Annotated in this window: 15 protein-coding genes; 11 read left to right on the forward strand and 4 right to left on the reverse strand. The window is 44.8% G+C overall.

Features of this window, described 5'->3' with window-relative positions; translation table 11 throughout:
• Positions 1-535 precede the first annotated feature (535 nt).
• Positions 536-2,452: a squalene--hopene cyclase gene (shc, locus tag RM347_RS33920; protein ID WP_322718891.1), complete on the reverse strand. Its 1,917-nt coding sequence runs from the start codon at positions 2,450-2,452 to the stop codon at positions 536-538.
• Positions 2,453-2,576: 124 nt separating this feature from the next.
• Here shc and RM347_RS33925 point away from each other — a divergent pair, with 124 nt between their 5' ends.
• From RM347_RS33925 to RM347_RS33935, 3 genes are all read left to right on the forward strand, one after another.
• Entirely contained in the window at positions 2,577-3,806 is a 1,230-nt protein-coding gene (locus RM347_RS33925; protein WP_322718890.1) for a glycosyltransferase, read from the forward strand.
• A gap of 80 nt (positions 3,807-3,886) precedes the next feature.
• On the forward strand, positions 3,887-4,123 hold the full coding sequence (locus RM347_RS33930; protein WP_322718889.1) for a hypothetical protein: 237 nt from the start codon (positions 3,887-3,889) through the stop codon (positions 4,121-4,123).
• Positions 4,120-4,899: a nucleotidyl transferase AbiEii/AbiGii toxin family protein gene (locus RM347_RS33935; protein ID WP_322718888.1), complete on the forward strand. Its 780-nt coding sequence runs from the start codon at positions 4,120-4,122 to the stop codon at positions 4,897-4,899. Before RM347_RS33930 ends, RM347_RS33935 begins: the two co-directional genes overlap by 4 nt.
• A gap of 34 nt (positions 4,900-4,933) precedes the next feature.
• On the opposite strand, the gene RM347_RS33940 is transcribed toward RM347_RS33935, so the two are convergent.
• Entirely contained in the window at positions 4,934-5,284 is a 351-nt protein-coding gene (locus RM347_RS33940; RefSeq protein WP_322718887.1) for an ArsR/SmtB family transcription factor, read from the reverse strand.
• Between the two features lie 80 nt (positions 5,285-5,364).
• Between RM347_RS33940 and trxA the strand changes: the two genes are divergently transcribed.
• The 8 genes from trxA (at position 5,365) to RM347_RS33980 (ending at position 12,599) form a co-directional block, all read left to right on the forward strand.
• On the forward strand, positions 5,365-5,688 hold the full coding sequence (trxA, locus tag RM347_RS33945) for a thioredoxin (RefSeq protein ID WP_012412473.1): 324 nt from the start codon (positions 5,365-5,367) through the stop codon (positions 5,686-5,688).
• Positions 5,689-5,830: 142 nt separating this feature from the next.
• Positions 5,831-6,625: an SDR family NAD(P)-dependent oxidoreductase gene (locus RM347_RS33950; protein ID WP_322718886.1), complete on the forward strand. Its 795-nt coding sequence runs from the start codon at positions 5,831-5,833 to the stop codon at positions 6,623-6,625.
• A 167-nt stretch (positions 6,626-6,792) separates the two neighbouring features.
• Positions 6,793-7,905 (forward strand): alkene reductase, encoded by a 1,113-nt coding sequence (locus RM347_RS33955; protein ID WP_322718885.1) that lies wholly within the window; start codon positions 6,793-6,795, stop codon positions 7,903-7,905.
• Between the two features lie 253 nt (positions 7,906-8,158).
• The gene (locus RM347_RS33960; protein WP_322718884.1) at positions 8,159-8,824 is read left to right on the forward strand and encodes a nitroreductase family protein; all 666 of its coding nucleotides are present in this window, start codon (positions 8,159-8,161) and stop codon (positions 8,822-8,824) included.
• 199 nt (positions 8,825-9,023) lie between these two features.
• Positions 9,024-10,319: an MFS transporter gene (locus RM347_RS33965; protein ID WP_322718883.1), complete on the forward strand. Its 1,296-nt coding sequence runs from the start codon at positions 9,024-9,026 to the stop codon at positions 10,317-10,319.
• Between the two features lie 4 nt (positions 10,320-10,323).
• Entirely contained in the window at positions 10,324-11,013 is a 690-nt protein-coding gene (locus RM347_RS33970; protein ID WP_322718882.1) for an SDR family NAD(P)-dependent oxidoreductase, read from the forward strand.
• A gap of 34 nt (positions 11,014-11,047) precedes the next feature.
• Entirely contained in the window at positions 11,048-11,839 is a 792-nt protein-coding gene (locus RM347_RS33975) for a class I SAM-dependent methyltransferase (RefSeq protein ID WP_322718881.1), read from the forward strand.
• A 61-nt stretch (positions 11,840-11,900) separates the two neighbouring features.
• Positions 11,901-12,599, forward strand: coding sequence for a glutathione binding-like protein (locus RM347_RS33980; protein WP_322718880.1), 699 nt, complete (start codon positions 11,901-11,903; stop codon positions 12,597-12,599).
• Between the two features lie 575 nt (positions 12,600-13,174).
• On the opposite strand, the gene RM347_RS33985 is transcribed toward RM347_RS33980, so the two are convergent.
• Entirely contained in the window at positions 13,175-15,865 is a 2,691-nt protein-coding gene (locus tag RM347_RS33985) for a beta strand repeat-containing protein (protein WP_322718879.1), read from the reverse strand.
• Between the two features lie 1,086 nt (positions 15,866-16,951).
• A complete protein-coding gene (locus RM347_RS33990; protein WP_322718878.1) occupies positions 16,952-17,425 on the reverse strand; it encodes a hypothetical protein in 474 nt (157 codons plus the stop codon).
• Positions 17,426-17,659 lie beyond the last annotated feature (234 nt).

Consider the following 17,659-nt stretch of genomic DNA (forward strand, 5'->3'; position numbering starts at 1 on the left):
AGCTTTCATCCCCTGCCTGAAGTACGAAAAACGCAACTGCGTTGCTGTTTCTCAGGGGTTTTCAGCATTTCCCTTATGATTTTCTCTTATGGTCAGGGAGTAAACTTCAAAGGTCTAAACTTGAAGTTCCGTGTTCTAAACTAAAAGTATTGTTATAAAGTGCCAAGTAGAATTCGTGCGTAGGCGTGGCCCTTCGTAGACATCGCTGTTTCTAAAACATGGCTCAAGCATAAATCAGTAAAGCAACGCACTTTTATATGGAATTCCTTAATCAGGACAACTGTGATATCTACGACGGGCTACGCTTACGCTAACCATCTAATAGCTACATTTCTGCTTGTTAGTTTATATCGCTTTTCCAACTGTCACAATCGATTATTTGTTAATTTTAAGAAAAACACACATATTATTTATACAAAAAATATTTTTTACAACGCAAAAATACGCAGAAAAATGCACTTTTATATGGAATTTCTTAATAAAGGAATACGCAGTAGGAGCGAACAATTTTATGCCCCTACCACAGCAACGAATATTAACCTTCTTTAATCACTGCTTGATAACGACCTAGAGCGATTAAAGGAAAGTATTGTTGATACATATGATACTTGAGATAAAAATGGCAGGGGAAGCCAGTACCTGTAAAGTCTGCCTCAAACCAAGTACCATCGGGTTGTTGAGTTGCTACTAGGTAGCCAATTCCCCGTTCAATGGTTTCAAGCGCTAACTTACCAGTTGCTTCACCTGCTGCGATCAAACCAATTAAAGCCCAAGCAGTTTGAGATGCAGTACTATTTCCTTTTCCTTTGAGACTGGGATCGTCGTAGCTGCGGCAAGTCTCGCCCCAACCACCATCTGGGTTTTGACATCCAACTAACCAAGCTGCTCCCCGTTCTATACTGAGTTTATGCCTTTGAGGATCAATCAAGGCCAAGGCTGATAAAACGCCACTGGTGCCGTAGATATAATTTACACCCCAACGACCAAACCAACAGCCTTCGGTTTCTTGTTCGCGCAGAAGATAGGTAAGCGATCGCTCTAAATTATAACTATCAATTGCCAAATCACAAGCACCAAGCATTTCTAGTACTCTGGCGGTAACATCTGCGGTGTTTGGATCGATCATGGCTTTCAAGTCGCCATAAGGAATGGAGTTGAGCCAATCTTGATCGTTATCTAAATCAAAAGCAGCCCAACCGCCTGGTTTACACTGCATAGATGCAATCCAATTTAACGCCCGAGCGATCGCAGCCTGCTTAATTTTTTCATTAGGGAGTTTCGCTATATGTAGTGCCATCACCACTACAGCCGAGTCATCTACATCGGGATAAAAGCGATTGTCAAACTCAAAGGCCCAAGCCCCTGGTTTTCCTTGGCGATTTTTGACAGCCCAATCTCCGTAATCCAAAATTTGTTTTTGCAACAACCATTCTCCAGCCTTGACTACAGCCGGATGATCTGGTGCAAAGCCCGATTCTACTAAGGCACGCATTGCCCAAGCTGTATCCCAAACGGGTGAAACACAAGGCTGTACTCGGTAGCTATCCTCTGTTTCAATGGCAAAGTTATCAATTGCTTGCAAACCTCGTTGTACAATGGGGTCGCTTCGGTCATAATCCAGACACCGCAAAGCCAGCATTGAATTCAACATTGCCGGAATAATGCCGCCCCAGTCGCCTGTAGCTTCTTGGCGCTCTAAAATCCATTTTTCGGCGGCTTTGATGCCTTCTTCACGGAAGGGTACTAAATTCAGGCTTTCTGCGAACTTGAACCCCCGATCGAGGGTGAGGAATAAATCTGTCCAATCGCCACTTTGGGGTAATTCCCACTGGACTCTATCGATACCTTCAACGTACAGTTCATCTAGGTTGATAGTTGGATCGGTTATAAAAACAGGTTTGCGATCGCATACAATCAGCAGCGGCACTGTGCTGGAACGTGCCCAGCTAGACATCTCGTAGATATTGACAGGGAAAGTTTTTGGCAACAGCATCACCCAAGCTGGTAGCGAGGGAATACCGCACCAGTTGTAGCAACCAATCAAAGCTAGGTGCAACTTGGTAAAAATCCGAGTTTTGCTGATCCCACCTCGTTGGAGAATAAAAGCTTGCGCTCGAATCATCGCCGGATCGTTTGCTGGTACACCTAGCAGCCTCAAAGCCATGTAGGCTTCAACCGAAGTGCTAAGTTCTCCACCATCACCGTAGTAAAGTTCCCAACCGCCATGCTGGCGTTGCTCTTGACGCAGATATGCTTCAATTTTGTCTAAGGGTCTGGTTTGGTCTGTTCCCCAAATTTTATGCAGGAGGACGACTTCAGCAGTGATGGTGACATTAGATTCTAACTCTGCCCACCAGTAACCTGCCGGATTTTGAATCGAAAGCAAATATTGTTGACTGGCTGCGATCGCTTCTGCGACTTGATTGACTTTTACCCTGTCTTGTGTTCGCATCAAATACTATTTAACCTCAACACTCAACACTAGTTTTGAATACCGCAATACAGTAAAAAAATTTTTTTCCCTCTATCAATAGACATAGTATTGTGTCTGAGTCACTGAAAATTTGCAATAGGTCATGGATGTAATTGTATTAGGATTGATGCTCTTATCCTTGACAATTTGGTTAGGATTACTGTGTTTTTGGGGGCAATTTTGGCGGACAGACCAACAATTAGAGGTTACAGAAACTCAGCTAAAATCGTTACCTGTGGTTTGTGCGGTGGTTCCGGCGCGTAACGAAGCTGAGTTAATACCAACTAGTTTGCGATCGCTCCTACTCCAAGACTATCCTGGTTCTTTTAACGTTTTTTTGGTAGACGATGGCAGCACAGACCGGACAGCAAATTTTGCCGAAGGGGTTGCACACGCTGTAGGTAAACCTCAGCAATTACATATTATCACTGGCGAATTACTGCCTCCTGGTTGGTCGGGGAAACTTTGGGCAGTTGAGCAAGGTATAAAGAGCGCTAGTAAATTCGCGCCTGACTATTTTTTGCTGACAGACGCAGATATTGAACACGATCCTGGTAATCTCCGCCGACTGGTTGCGAAAGCTGTGCAGGAAGATTTAGACCTAGTTTCTGTAATGGTGCGACTCAGGTGTAAAAGCTTTTGGGAAAAACTTTTAATTCCAGCTTTCGTCTTTTTCTTCCAAAAACTCTATCCCTTCCGCTGGGTGAATAATCCAAACAATCCCACAGCCGCCGCTGCTGGGGGATCTATTCTGATCGCTCGTGAAGCTTTAGAGCGAATCGGGGGTATTCAAGTCATTAGCCAAGCTTTAATTGACGATTGCGCCCTGGCGATGGCTGTTAAGAGAGGGGCTGGGGACTGGGGACTAAGAACTAAGGAAGAGTTTTCCCAATCCCCAATCCCTAGTCAAGGGCGTATCTGGCTAGGATTGAGTACCTTGACTCGGAGTCTGCGTCCCTATGACTCGCTGGCGACGATTTGGGATATGGTTGCTCGTACTGCCTATACCCAATTGAATTATTCTCCATTACTACTATTGGGAACTTTAGTGGGAATGCCTCTGATTTATCTAGTTCCACCGCTGTGTGTAATTCTGGGTGCAATTTGGAGCAATTGGGCGATCGCACTTACAGGTTTATTAGGATGGCTATTAATGGCGTTGGCTTACTACCCGACAATCCGCTTTTATAAATGTTCTGTCTGGTTTGCATTTAGCTTACCTGCGATCGCTTTTCTCTATACCCTGATGACTTTAGACTCAGCACTACGTCACTGGCAAGGGCGCGGCGGTGCTTGGAAAGGAAGAGTTTACCCCAACCCAGATAATTTATAGCTAGAATAAAATTAAATTTCAAAATTCGTTAGTGCTAATCTAAAATTAAAGTAAGCCTAAAGTGGTTGATTGAAAAAGCTATGACAACCGCAACACCAACAATTAATCCTGTTATTGTCCCTAAAAAGCTGCCTTTTCTGGAGTCAATTTGTTGGCAAACTGCTGATGTATATCGGTTTACTTCAGAAGAAATGCTGAGTCGCTACGAGCGTGGTTGGCAATATCACAATCTATTTAATAATCTTGAAGGTGAAGAACTTAATTTTCTTCAGGAACTTGCCAAACGCTATAAATCCTGGTTGCAAGTTTGTTTATGACCTTCAGGTTAGAACACCATAATCAAATACTCACAGTTCTTGAATCCTTAGATTCGGACATACTTAGGAAGGGTTCTGCTTACTTCGGTGGCGGAACCCTTCTTGCATTTGAGTTTGAAGAATATCGCTGGAGTAAGGACGTTGATTTTATCGCTTCTGTTGGTACAGAAGGCTACAAATACCTGCGTACAGTGGTATTTGAGGGTGGGCATGAAGCATTATTTCGGGATTTAAGTAAAATCCAAGTCGGACGTAGCACAACTGACCAGTATGGAATTCGGATGATAGTTTTTGTAGATAATGTGCCGATTAAAACGGAAATTATTGCCGAAACTCGTTTTCAACTAGACCCACCAAGATATCCAAAGTGGTCGCTTGTTCCCTGCTTAAGCTTGAATGACTGTTTTACCTCTAAGCTGTTGTCAAATTCTGACCGTTACGCAGATGACAGTGTTGAGGCAAGAGATTTAATTGATTTAGCAATTCTCAGGCTGCAATCTCCAATCCCTCAAGCATCAATTGAGAAGGCTGAAAAAGCATATCAGGTTATGCGCCCTTTGAAAAGAGCAATCGAACTCTTTCAGGAAAGACCGGATTACAGGGAGAAATGCTTTCTCGGTCTGCAAGTTGATCGAGATCAGATACCCAAGATTATCGACGGTATTGATTTACTCTCTAGAGATTTAGGTTTATCTCACACTCTAAGAACTTTTCGAGAACAACATGATATCTTTGCTGATTTAGAAACACAAATTGAAAAACGAGCAGATTCTTAAACAGGTCATACCCAATGCCCAATGCCCAATGTCTCTAAATCCTTGAGGCTGTTTGTTTAGTGCTAGCCGGGCCAACAGGCAATGGTTGAGCGGCTTTCAATACCGCATCCAGCAACCCTGGAAACAGCATCTCTAAATCTTCACGCCGCAGGATGTTAATGTGCTGTGTCCCTTCTTTGCGTGTAAAGACTATCCCCGACTCCCGTAAAATCTTAAAATGATTGGACATGGTAGATTTTGCGATCGCAAAATCAAATCTGGCACAGCATTGCTCCCCCTCAGTAGCCAGCAGCCGCACAATCTCTAGCCGCACTGGGTCGCCCAATGCATAAAGCACTCCCGGTAAAGAAATATTTTTTCGATCTGGATGATAAAGAAATCTCATAGTTGCATTATCTCATCAGGTGGCATATATTTTTATTATTCGATATTATCGAATTATAGAATTAATTAGGAAGGCAATTTATGTCATCCATTACAAATGTCACAGAAGCCACATTCAAGCAAGAAGTTTTGGAAAGTGAAATTCCGGTCTTAGTGGACTTTTGGGCACCGTGGTGCGGTCCTTGCCGGATGGTCGGCCCAGTCGTCGATGAAGTTGCTGCTGAATATGAAGGACAAGTAAAATTTGTGAAGCTGAACACAGATCAAAATCCTACTGTCGCCAGCCATTATGGTATTCGCAGCATTCCGACGCTGATGGTTTTTAAGGGAGGTCGCCAGGTTGATACTGTCGTAGGGGCAGTCCCAAAAACCACCTTGAATAAGACCTTAGCACAGCATCTTTAATCTAGGTACTATTGTGAGATGCATTTAGTTTGCAGTCTTTTCTAGTTAAGGGAGCCAGGAGTCAGAATAAATATGACTCCTGACTCTTAACTCCTAACTCCTAGCTCCTGAATTCTGTTTCAACTAACGGGGAAAGAGCGAAATGGACTTGAAATTGCATGGTAAATCCGCATTGGTGAGTGGCTCAACCGCAGGCATTGGTTTGGCGATCGCTCTTGGGCTAGCTCAAGAAGGTGCATCAGTAATTGTCAACGGTCGGTCTGAAGAAAGAGTAGCCCAAGCGATCGCCAAAATTAAGCAAAGTACACCCGACGCGAAAGTTTCTGGTGTTGTTGCGGACGCAGGGACAAAAGCAGGGGTAAAAAAACTCTTTCAAGAGGTTCCTAGTGTTGATATCCTGATTAACAATGTCGGTATTTATGAGCCAAAAACCTTCTTTGATATTACTGATGAAGACTGGTTAAATATATTTGAGGTTAACGTCCTCAGTGGAGTCCGTTTGAGTCGGCAATATCTGCAAAAGCAGCTAGAGCAAAACTGGGGACGGATAATTTTTATCTCCAGCGAATCTGCCATTCAAATTCCCGTAGAAATGATTCACTACGGCACAACTAAGACAGCACAGCTAGCTATTGCAAGAGGTCTAGCAGAAATGACTATCGGGACTGGAGTCACAGTAAACTCAGTCCTGCCAGGGCCAACTCGCTCAGAAGGAGTTGAGGGCTTTATTTCCCAACTGGGACAGGAACGCGGTATTACTCCTGCTGAAGTTGAGGCTGAGTTTTTCCAAAATGTGCGTCCAAGTTCCCTAATCAAACGCTTTGCAACAAATGAAGAAGTAGCAGCGATCGTAGTTTACCTTTCTAGTCCCGTAGCATCAGCAACTAATGGTGCAGCTTTGCGGGTAGATGGTGGCGTTATTCGGTCGATTGTTTAATTAATACGCTTTAGGGTTGGGGGCTGGGGAAGAAGCAAGGGAGCAGGCTTGCCGTGAGCGAAGCCAAACGGGAGCAGGGGGAAAATTCCTCTCCTCTGCACCCTTCGCCCTGCCCCAATGACCAATGACCAATGACCAATGACTAAAATAATTTGGAGATATAACCAATGACTGCTGATATCAACTTATTCTCTCCTTACCAATTAGGAAATCTCGAATTACCTAATCGGATAGTGATGGCACCTTTAACGCGAAACAGAGCAGGTCAGGGAAACGTACCACACCAACTTAATGCTACTTACTACACCCAACGTGCTTCCGCCGGATTGATTATTTCCGAAGCAACACAGGTAACTCTTGAAGGACAGGGTTATCCCGCTACACCAGGAATTCATTCATCAGAACAGGTGGAGGGATGGAAGTTAGTAACCGATGCCGTACATCAGCAGGGAGGAAGAATTTTTCTGCAACTATGGCATGTAGGCAGGATTTCTCACCCAGACTTACAACCGAATGGAGCTTTACCTGTGGCACCTTCTGCCATTGCTCCTAAAGGTGAGGCCTCAACTTATGAGGGACCCAAACCCTTTGTTACTCCCCGTGCTTTAGAAACTTCAGAAATACCGCAGATAGTCGAACAGTACCGTCAGGGAGCGGCAAATGCCCTAGCGGCTGGGTTTGATGGGGTAGAAATTCACTCAGCTAATGGTTATTTAATAGATCAGTTTCTGCGCGATCGCACCAATCAACGTACAGATAAATATGGTGGTTCCATTGAAAATCGGACTCGATTCCTGTTGGAGGTGACAGAGGCAGTAACTAGTGTGTGGGATTCTAACCGAGTAGGCGTACGTTTATCTCCCAGTGGGACTTTCAACGATATGCGTGACTCTAATCCCTTGGAGACATTCGGTTATGCAGCTCAAGCGTTGAACCAGTTTAATTTGGCATATCTGCATATTTATGAGGCAACAGAGGCAGATATTAGACATGGTGGGATAATTGTACCCACTAGTCATATACGCGATCGCTTTACAGGTACACTCATCGTCAATGGTGGTTATACTCGTGAAAAAGGTGATGCAGTACTGGCAAACAAAGCAGCAGATTTAGTTGCCTTTGGCACATTATTTATATCAAATCCCGATTTACCCCGACGCTTGGCTTTGAATGCACCACTAAATGAACCAAATCAAGCAAGCTTTTATGGTGGTGATGAAAAGGGATATACAGACTATCCATTTTGGTCGGCTGCTAATGAGGCGGTAGCTCAAGCGTAATGATGCTTGCGGACTCCCTACGCTCTAAGCGAACGCGAGTAGCGTCTCGTAGAGAAGCTATGCCGCAGGCTTTACGTAATTCGTAATTCGTAATTATGACATCATGACTCTTCCTGATGTGTGCCAGATGAAACTCGTTTGTTCTGAAATAAGGAATAATTTTTATTTTTGTTTCATGAATAAATAGATTCATTTGTATCCTAATTAGGAATTACGAATTATTTGGTCATAATTCAACTATCAGGAGAATCTTATGAGTTCCATAACCCAAACCCAACCTTTAGATGTACCGAGTGCGATCGCTAAACGTCGTTCTATCAAAACTTTTAAAACAGACCCCATCACCCCAGAACTCCTCAAGCAACTGGTAGAGTTAACCGTGGCTGCACCCAGCAGCTATAATATCCAAGACTGGCAAATTATTCTCGTGCAAGATGAGGCGCAAAAGGCAGCACTATCAGCAGCATCGTGGAATCAACAGCAAATCGTCCAAGCACCTGTAACCTTTGTCTTTGCCGCCGATCCTAACGCAGGCGAACAAAACTTGACCCCAATTCTAGAGCGGGGACTCGAAACTGGGGCATGGAATGAAGGCACGGTAAACTATTTTAAAACCGCCGTCCCCCAATTTCAAGCAGCGCTGGGCGACAAGCGACGCGAATATGCCATCAAAGATGCCATTATTGCCGCTACCCATTTGGTGTTAGCGGCAGAAAGTTTGGGATTATCCACTTGTTTTATGAACGGTTGGATTGAGGATCAGGTAAAGGAAGTCATTGGTGCTGGGGATAATCCAGATTTAGCGATCGCTGTTGTCGTCCCCGTTGGCTACGCAGCAGAACCACGCTTAAATCCAGGTCGTTTGCCATTCTCTTATAACGTCTCTGTAGACAGAATCGGCAATCCTTATGCAGGGTAGTTTTCCCTAAATTGGGAATGGGGCATTGAAAAGAGGCAGAGGGGCGGGGTGCTGGGGACAGAGGAGAAAACTCTTCTCCCTTGCTCCCTGGTTACTGAGCGCAGTCGAAGTATGCTCCCTTCTCACCCTGCCCCCTGCCCCCTGCCCCCTGCCCCCTGCCCCCTGCCCCCTGCCCCCTGCCCCCTGCCCCTCCCCAACCATGTCCCTAGCCTCCTTCCTAGCACGTCGTTCGTTTCACTATGGCTGGATCGTAGCTGGTTTAACATTCCTCGCCTTGCTGGTGGCGGCGGGAATTCGTTCTGCTCCTGGAGTTTTTATAGTGCCTCTCGAACAGGAGTTTGGCTGGAGTAGAGCAACTATATCTTTGGCAATCTCGATTAACTTAGTACTCTACGGGTTGATTGGGCCTTTTGCCGCCACGGTTATGGAGCGAATCGGCATTCGCCGGATGATGGTGTTCTCGCTTGCTGTCATTGCTCTCGGTGTCGGTTTAACCACTTTGATGTCAGCATCTTGGCAGCTAGTCTTGCTGTGGGGTGTAATTGTCGGTTCTGGTAGCGGAGTTATCGCCCTGGTTTTGGGTGCTATTGTCGTCAATCGCTGGTTTTTGGAAAAGCGGGGTCTAGTTTTGGGCATCTTAACCGCCAGTACAGCCACAGGGCAACTAGTGTTTCTGCCGATGCTGGCCTCAGTAGCCGATCGCTTTGGGTGGCGAACTGCGGCTCTGGCTCTGACTGGTGCAGCACTTTTAATTATTCCAGCGATCGCAACCTTTATGCGCGATCGGCCGGCGGATGTCGGTTTGCGAGCTTTTGGCGACAACAGCGAAACTGTGGAAGTGTTACAGCCCAAAGTAAATTCCATCGCTTCCACCCTTAACGCCCTCTGGCTGGGAATGCGTAAGCGCGACTTCTGGCTGCTATTCGGTAGCTTTTTTATCTGTGGCGCAAGCACAAATGGGTTAATTGGCACTCATCTGATTCCTGCTTGTATTGACCACGGTATCCCTGAAGTCAAGGCTGCTGGTCTTTTGGCAATCATGGGACTATTCGATTTTTTTGGAACTACTATGTCCGGCTGGCTATCTGACCGCTGGAACAATCGCTACTTATTGTGCTGGTACTACGGACTGCGGGGTTTGTCTTTGATTTTCTTACCCTTCAGTTTCAACTTTTCCTTCTATGGACTTTCCATTTTCGCCGTCTTTTATGGACTTGACTGGATTGCCACCGTACCACCGACAGTCCGTCTTGTTGCCAATGTCTTCGGTAAAGAAAATGTCGGCGTCATGTTCGGTTGGATTGTAGCAGGACACCAGCTTGGTGCAGCCACAGCAGCATTCGGAGCCGGAGTGTTGAGAACTTGGACAGGTAGTTATTTACAAGCATTTATTTTATCAGGCGTTCTCTGTCTGATTGCCGCAGTCGGTGTACTGCAAATTGGTCAAACTCCCACTAAGGGAAATTCACAGTTATCTTCAGTCATGGATAATTAAATTTATGGCAACAACAGCTTTAATTGTCGGTGCAGGTAGTGGACTGAGCGCTTCTTTAGCTCGCCTATTTGCCAAAGAAGGATTCACCGTAGCTTTAGCGGCTCGCCAAATAGAAAAACTGACTCAATTGAGTAGTGAAATTGGCGCAGTTAGTTTCGCCGCTGATGTCTCAAAGCCAGATGAAGTAGAACAGTTATTTATTGATCTCGATCGTAAAGTCGGTTCCCCGAATATTATCGTTTACAATCCCAGTTACCGGGTGCGGGGGCCTCTTGTTGATCTAGACCCTGGTGAGGTGGCAAAAACTCTAGATGTAACTGCTTATGGTGGTTTTCTTGTGGCTCAAGCTGCTACCAAAAGATTTTTACAGCAGGGTGGCGGTGCGATATTTTTTACTGGAGCCTCAGCGAGTGTTAAGGGTTATCCTCTGTCTGCTCCCTTTGCAATGGGTAAATTTGCACTGCGCGGTTTGGCTCAAAGTATTGCCAGAGAATTAGCACCAAAAAATATCCATGTGGCGCATTTTGTGATTGATGGGGCAATCCGCTCCACAGTCCGCCAAGATCCAGCAGATAATCCTGATAGTACTCTTGACCCGGATGCGATCGCTCAAACTTATCTCAGCATTCTCCGCCAACCCCGCAGTGCTTGGACATGGGAAGTAGAACTACGTCCGTGGGTAGAGAACTTCTAGCCTAGACAATTGTTACAAAAATAGTTTTGAAGGTATGAAAATTGATTTTGGTGCAACTGCTACTGATTACGCAAAACACCGTGCTGGCTTTCCCAGTTCATTATTTAACAAACTATCTGAGTATGGTATAGGTTTACCAGGGCAAAACATTGTTGACCTTGGCACCGGAACAGGAACGCTAGCGCGAGGGTTTGCGGATAGAGGTGCTTATGTGATTGGCATAGACCCATCAGTGTCACTTTTAGAACAAGCCATACAGTTAAGTGAATCTACACAACTGAAAGTAGATTATCGAGTCGCAACTGCCGAGAATACTGAGTTACCAGACGGCAGTGCGGATGTGGTCACCGCCGGACAATGTTGGCATTGGTTTGATCGTCCGCGTGCTGTCCAGGAAATTACTCGGATCTTGAGAAGAAATGGCTCAATTGCGATCGCTCATTTTGATTGGATACCCTTAAAAGGTAATGTCGTTGAAGCAACAGAAAAACTGATCAAGGCTCATAATCCAGCGTGGAATCTAGGCGGCGGGAATGGATTGTATCCCCTGTGGTTACAAGACATTGGCGAAGGAGGATTTCGAGAAATCCGCACATTTTCTTACGATGTATTTGTGTCTTATACACACGAAGATTGGCGGGGGCGAATTCGTGCTAGTGCTGGCGTGGGAGCCAGCTTGACACCAGAAAAAGTAGAAATATTTGACCAAGAATTGGCAAAATTACTCGAAGCCAAATATCCCACACCAATTCTTCAGGTTCACCACAGAGTTTGGGCTGCGATCGCCAAATCCCCGCAATCTTTAGTACAACAATGTATTAATTAGTAGTGAAATATCTGCGTGCCTCTGCATTTAAATTCTAACGCTCAATATAAGGAAAAAAACCATGATTGAACTTTATTATTGGACAACTCCAAACGGTCATAAAATCACAATTTTCTTGGAAGAAGTCGGCTTACCATATACCATAATTCCTGTGAATATTGGGGCTGGGGATCAATTTAAGCCGGAATTTCTGAAGATTTCTCCTAACAATCGCATCCCTGCGATCGTTGACCATGAACCAGCAGATGGAGGCGCGCCGATTTCGGTATTTGAGTCTGGTGCAATCTTGCTATATTTGGCAGAAAAAACCGGGAAACTAATCCCTCAAGATATACGTAATCGCACTCAAGTTTTAGAATGGTTGTTCTGGCAAATGGCAGGACTGGGGCCAATGGCGGGACAAAATCATCACTTTAGCGCTTATGCTCCCGAAAAGATTGAATATGCCATTAACCGCTACGTGAATGAGACGGGACGCTTATATGCAGTACTGAATAAGCAACTAGCAGATAGAGAATTTGTGGCTGGCGATTATTCCATCGCTGATATTGCTGCTTATCCCTGGATTGTGCCCCATGAACGCCAAAGTCAAAACCTGGAGGATTTTCCTAACGTCAAGCGCTGGTTTGAGACAATTAAAGCCCGTCCGGCAACAATTCGCGCTTACGAGAAAGCAGAAGCATTGAAAACTCAAGCGCTTGATCCAGATAAATCACGAGATTTGTTATTTAACCAGTCGGCGAAGACTATTCAGCCTTGAGCTTTCAGAGTGTCTTTACTCAGTTTCAATATCTTGATACTTTCACTTCCATTAACCCAACAACGTATCTTCGTTTGTCACCTTAAAAGGGCTAATATCTCAGCCTTAGATACTGGACAAATTCATGAGCGTGTGCATTCTCCTTCCCATCGCAGCAATGACTGGGTTGGGCTATTGGGTGTCGGCTTAAGATCAAGCGATGCCTGTGGTGGTCACTGAGGGGCTGGTGAGCGGCTTGCCCTGAGCGTAGTCGTACCCCTCCGGGGAAGCAAGCTACGCGTAGCGTCCCGTAGGGAAGGGAGTCGAAGTATGTCGTTGGCGCAGCTTCTCCAAGAGTTGTGCGGGCTACGCCTACGCATGGCAATACATTGTATCTAAGCAAGAATCACTAACGCAGATATGACCAGACTGAGCAAGAACACTTGCAACGCATCCGCTCCCATACCGAAAGTCGAGGAACCAAAACTAAAATCTACTCCGTGTTAACAGTAATTGTATTGAAAAATCTAATGGGAGGTGCCTAAAATAGAACCTCCCATTCTTTGCCTAGATTGGCAAAAGAACGCTAATCACAATTAAACAACCACGAAATTGTTTTCGGTTAGTGACAATCCAGTAGATAGTTGTGCAAATTTTACCTGACTAAACCCAGCCGCACTGCCATCTTGGTCAAAGAAAAGTCCACCTGTAATATTGTCATAGATAAATCGTTGATTGCTTGTCGTTGCAGATGCTCCTTGGGTAAACTGACTTGTCTTAAGTGAACCTATTGATAACCCGCCACCAAAACCAGTAGCCGATACCTGAATCAATTCATTAGTGGCGTTGAAGTCATAAATAGTATCAAGACCTTCATTGAAACTATTGAAAGCAAAGGTATCAGTACCATCATTTCCATAGAGGGTGTCATTACCAAAACCACCAGTGAGGTAGTCATTGCCTAAACCACCTTTGAGGGTATTATTGCCTAATGCGTTATGTGCACTAAGAGTATCATTGCCATCACCCCCAGAGAGTAGGTTCTTGCCCGTTGAATAATCAACAATCAAGTGGTCATCGCCAGCACCACCGTTGAGGGTGTTATTGCCTGATGTCCTGCGATATGTTCCTTCGCCGTAGTTGCCGTACTCGTCGTACTTATAGCCAGAGGCGGAGAGATAATCATTACCATTGTCTCCAGAGAGCAAATTATTGCCTGATGAATAGTCAACATTCAAATTATCGTTACCAGCACCACCATTAAGAGTGTTATTGCCAGTGGTGTTATAAAAAGATCCTCCGTAGCCGTAGCCGTAGCTAGAGCCGGAGAGAGAATCATTGCCATCGCCACCAGAGAGCAGATTAGCGCCTCGTGAATAGTTAACATTCAAGTAGTCGTTGCCAGCACCACCGTTGAGGGTGTTCTTACCAGAGGTATTATCAAACCTGTAGCCCTCGAACTCAGAGGCAAAGAGAGAATCATTGCCATCGCCCCCAAAGAGCAGATTATTGCCTGTTGAAATGTTAGCACTCAAGTAATCGTCACCAGCACCACCAATGAGGGTGTTATTACCACGGGTAAGATTGATGGAGAGAGTATCATTGTTATCGCCACCATCTAGTAAGTTATCGCCTTTTGAAAAGAAAGCACTCAAGCTATCGTTACCAGCGCCACCCTTGAGAGTGTTATTACCAGACACCACAGGATCGTAGTAGCCACCAGACACGGAGAGAGTATCATTGCCATTGCCACCATCCAGTAGGTTATCGCCTGGTGAATAGTCAGCATTCAAGCTATCGTTACCAGCACCACCGTTGAGGGTATTATTACCAAACACCACAACATTGCTGTAGTAGTCCCCAGACACGGAGAGTGTATCATTGCCATCGCCACCATCCAGTAGGTTATCGCCTGGTGAAGAGTCAACATTCAAGCTATCGTTACCAGTACCACCAACAAGGGAGTTATTCCCCTTACCACCAACGAGGGTATCATTCCCCGTACCGCCAATGAGAGTATCATTACCATTGCCCCCATCCAACAGGTTATGACCTGTTGAACCGCTAGCACTCAAGTAATCATCACCAGCACCACCATTGAGGGTGTTCTTGCCAGACGAGCGAGAGTCGTATGTGATGGAGACGTTACGGGGTTCGTACGGGTTTTCGTTGGGAGTGTATTTGTAGTGGCCAGAGATGGAGAGAGTATCATTACCATCACCACCATCAAGTAGATTGTCGCCTGTTGAAGCGCTAGCACTCAAGTAATCGTTACCTGCACCACCGTTGAGGGTGTTCTTGCCAGACGAGTGAGAGTCGTGATTAAAGTAGCTATTTCCTTCGTAGTACCCAGAGACAGAGAGAGAATCATTACCATCGCCGCCAGAGAGCAAATTATTGCCCGTTGAACCGCTAGCACTCAAGTAATCGTTACCTGCACCACCATTGAGGGTGTTCTTGCCAGACGAGCGAAGGTCATCGCCGTCTGGGTAGTCGGTGTATTGGTAGCCAGAGACGGAGAGAGAATCATTGCCATCGCCCCCAGAGAGCAGATTATCCCCTGTTGAACTATTAGCGCTCAAGTTATCGTCACCAGTACCACCGATGAGAGTATTATTGCCCGCACCACCGATGAGAGTATCATTCCCCGCACCACCTCTCAGCATGTCGTTGCCACTTTTGCCATCGATTTTGTCATTACCCCCCTGACCATTAATCACATCATTTGAGTTGTCTAAACCCGTAATGTTGTTAGAGAGGTCATTAAGGAAGATAACCGTGTTCTTGATGCTCAGGCTAGTATCAGTGGAGTTGGCATTGAGGACATTAAAGCTGTCGGTGATGCTAGTTTGCCCATCAAATAGGATATTGCCAATAGCTGGTCTTGTACCAGAAGCGTTTAGGTTATCTAAGTTTTCTAGTTTGAAGTTTTTTACGAGAACTTTGGCACCAGCCACCCCTTCAAAGGTGATTTCCAGATTGCTGCCATTCTGAGTCAGCAGGAGATTTTGGGCACTCAAGCCAGCACCTTGAAATTTAATTGTATCCACTTCGGCAATGACTGCTGCTGTCGGATTTGCTCCTTTACCAATGCCACCAAAATCAGTGATGGTATCAGTACCGTCGCCCAAGTTATAAACAAATTTATCCTTGCCACCACCACCAGTCAGGATATCATTACCCTTTTTGGCTGTGATGATATCGTTGCCTGCAAGACCCTTAATTGTGTCCGCGCCGTTACTGCCCACTAGGGTATCATTACCGTTGGTTCCAATGATATTTGCCATAAATTTTACCTTCGTAAATCAATTTTTTCAGTAATTTTAAGTTCTCAGTCCTGAGTTAGCGCTATTTTAGTGCACAAGAATTCGCCGAGAGTAACGCTTTCGGCATACTTTTATGTCACCTTTAAGGGACACTAATTTTTCTCGAAAATCCACTCTGTTGACCAGCTTGTAAGTAGCACTTATCTAAATATCAAAGTCTCACGCGCTGTACAAATTCATGACTATGTGGATGAAGTGAAATAGGTAGTTTCAGGCTTTTTATAACCATCCTTAATAGCATAGTCGCAGCTACACCCAACTCAGGCATGGCTGAAAAACTTCGCCAAAACAAGCTTAAATGCCTGAAACTCACACAACACCTTAAAAGAGCTAGTTCTACTGTCTGGAAAATAGGGAACAGTTAACTATTGATAGGGAAAGGGATTTTTATACCCTCGTTGTGGGCTATTGCCCGTCGATGTCTAGCTTAAAAATAGGGAGCATCTAAATAACCTGATACTAACTAAATACTGAATATTTATTTAGATGTCTAGAGTTAAATAACTATCTTTGCATACTCTTTATATTATATGCCGAGAAATGCATATGCTAATAGTGTGTTCTTCACATTTTTAGAGTTTATGGTCAAGAATTTGCAGACAGCAGTCACAAATAATTTTGAGTGGAGGCTTTCAAGACAGCAAACTTTAGGAATGCTCGAAGGATTGATCAAAAAATACATATTTTCCTTCTTGTTTGCGATGATAAAGATCAAACGATGCCTGCGGTGGTCACTGAGCGGCTGGTGAGCGGAGTCAAACCATGTCTTTGGCGCAGCCTCTCCAAGGGTTGTGCGGGCTACGCCTACGCATGAAAATATATTGTATCTAAGCTAGGATCGTTATAAGTTACCAGAATCATGAACGCAGACATGACCAAACTTAGCCAAGAACACTTGTAAACCATCCGCATCCATATCGAAAGTTGGGGATCAAAATCCAACATCTCTCTCTGCTAATAGTAATTGTATTAAATAATTTAATGGAAGGTGCTTAAAATAGAACCTCCCATTCTGTGCCTAGAATGATGGCAGAGCATTAATCACGATTAAATAACCACAAAATTGTTTTTGGTTAGTGACAATCCAGTAGATAATTGTGCAAATTTTACCTGAGTAAACCCAGACGCACTGCCATCTTGGTCAACATACAGTGCACCCGTAGCATTGTCATAGATAAATCGTTGATTGCTTGTCGTTGCAGATGCTCCTTGGGTAAACTGACTTGTCTTAAGTGAACCTATTGATAACCCGCCACCAAAACCAGTAGCCGATACCTGAATCAGTTCATTAGTGGCGTTGAAGTCATAAAGTCTATCTACACCTTGATTGAAACTATTGAAAGCAAAGGTATCAGTACCATTATTTCCATAGAGGGTATCATTACCAAAACCACCTGTTAGGATATCATTGCCAAAACCACCATCAAGAGTGTTATTGCCTAATGCACTATATGCACTAAGAGTATCATTGCCATCACCCCCAGAGAGTAGGTTCTTGCCTGTTGAATAATCAACAATCAAGTGGTCATCGCCAGCACCACCGTTGAGGGTGTTATTGCCTAATGCCCTGCGATAGACTCCTTCACCAACATTGTCGTACTCGTAGCCAGAGGCACTAAGATAATCATTGCCATTGTCTCCAGAGAGCAGATTATCGCCTGATGAATAGTCAACATTCGTAGTTTTTCACTCTCCCCCAGTAAAAAGGGATTAAGAAGGCACAGGAATAGGAGGATGTTTTATACCCTTACGAGC

The sequence above is a fragment of the Nostoc sp. ChiQUE02 genome, assembly GCF_034531305.2.
In the GTDB taxonomy this organism is placed as follows: domain Bacteria; phylum Cyanobacteriota; class Cyanobacteriia; order Cyanobacteriales; family Nostocaceae; genus Nostoc.

Coding starts and splice junctions, on each gene's coding strand:
- shc (WP_322718891.1), bottom strand. CDS start 2,452: ATGCGAACACAAGACAGGGTAAAAGTCAATCAAGTCGCAGAAGCGATC.
- RM347_RS33925 (WP_322718890.1), top strand. CDS start 2,577: ATGGATGTAATTGTATTAGGATTGATGCTCTTATCCTTGACAATTTGG.
- RM347_RS33930 (WP_322718889.1), top strand. CDS start 3,887: ATGACAACCGCAACACCAACAATTAATCCTGTTATTGTCCCTAAAAAG.
- RM347_RS33935 (WP_322718888.1), top strand. CDS start 4,120: ATGACCTTCAGGTTAGAACACCATAATCAAATACTCACAGTTCTTGAA.
- RM347_RS33940 (WP_322718887.1), bottom strand. CDS start 5,284: ATGAGATTTCTTTATCATCCAGATCGAAAAAATATTTCTTTACCGGGA.
- trxA (WP_012412473.1), top strand. CDS start 5,365: ATGTCATCCATTACAAATGTCACAGAAGCCACATTCAAGCAAGAAGTT.
- RM347_RS33950 (WP_322718886.1), top strand. CDS start 5,831: ATGGACTTGAAATTGCATGGTAAATCCGCATTGGTGAGTGGCTCAACC.
- RM347_RS33955 (WP_322718885.1), top strand. CDS start 6,793: ATGACTGCTGATATCAACTTATTCTCTCCTTACCAATTAGGAAATCTC.
- RM347_RS33960 (WP_322718884.1), top strand. CDS start 8,159: ATGAGTTCCATAACCCAAACCCAACCTTTAGATGTACCGAGTGCGATC.
- RM347_RS33965 (WP_322718883.1), top strand. CDS start 9,024: ATGTCCCTAGCCTCCTTCCTAGCACGTCGTTCGTTTCACTATGGCTGG.
- RM347_RS33970 (WP_322718882.1), top strand. CDS start 10,324: ATGGCAACAACAGCTTTAATTGTCGGTGCAGGTAGTGGACTGAGCGCT.
- RM347_RS33975 (WP_322718881.1), top strand. CDS start 11,048: ATGAAAATTGATTTTGGTGCAACTGCTACTGATTACGCAAAACACCGT.
- RM347_RS33980 (WP_322718880.1), top strand. CDS start 11,901: ATGATTGAACTTTATTATTGGACAACTCCAAACGGTCATAAAATCACA.
- RM347_RS33985 (WP_322718879.1), bottom strand. CDS start 15,865: ATGGCAAATATCATTGGAACCAACGGTAATGATACCCTAGTGGGCAGT.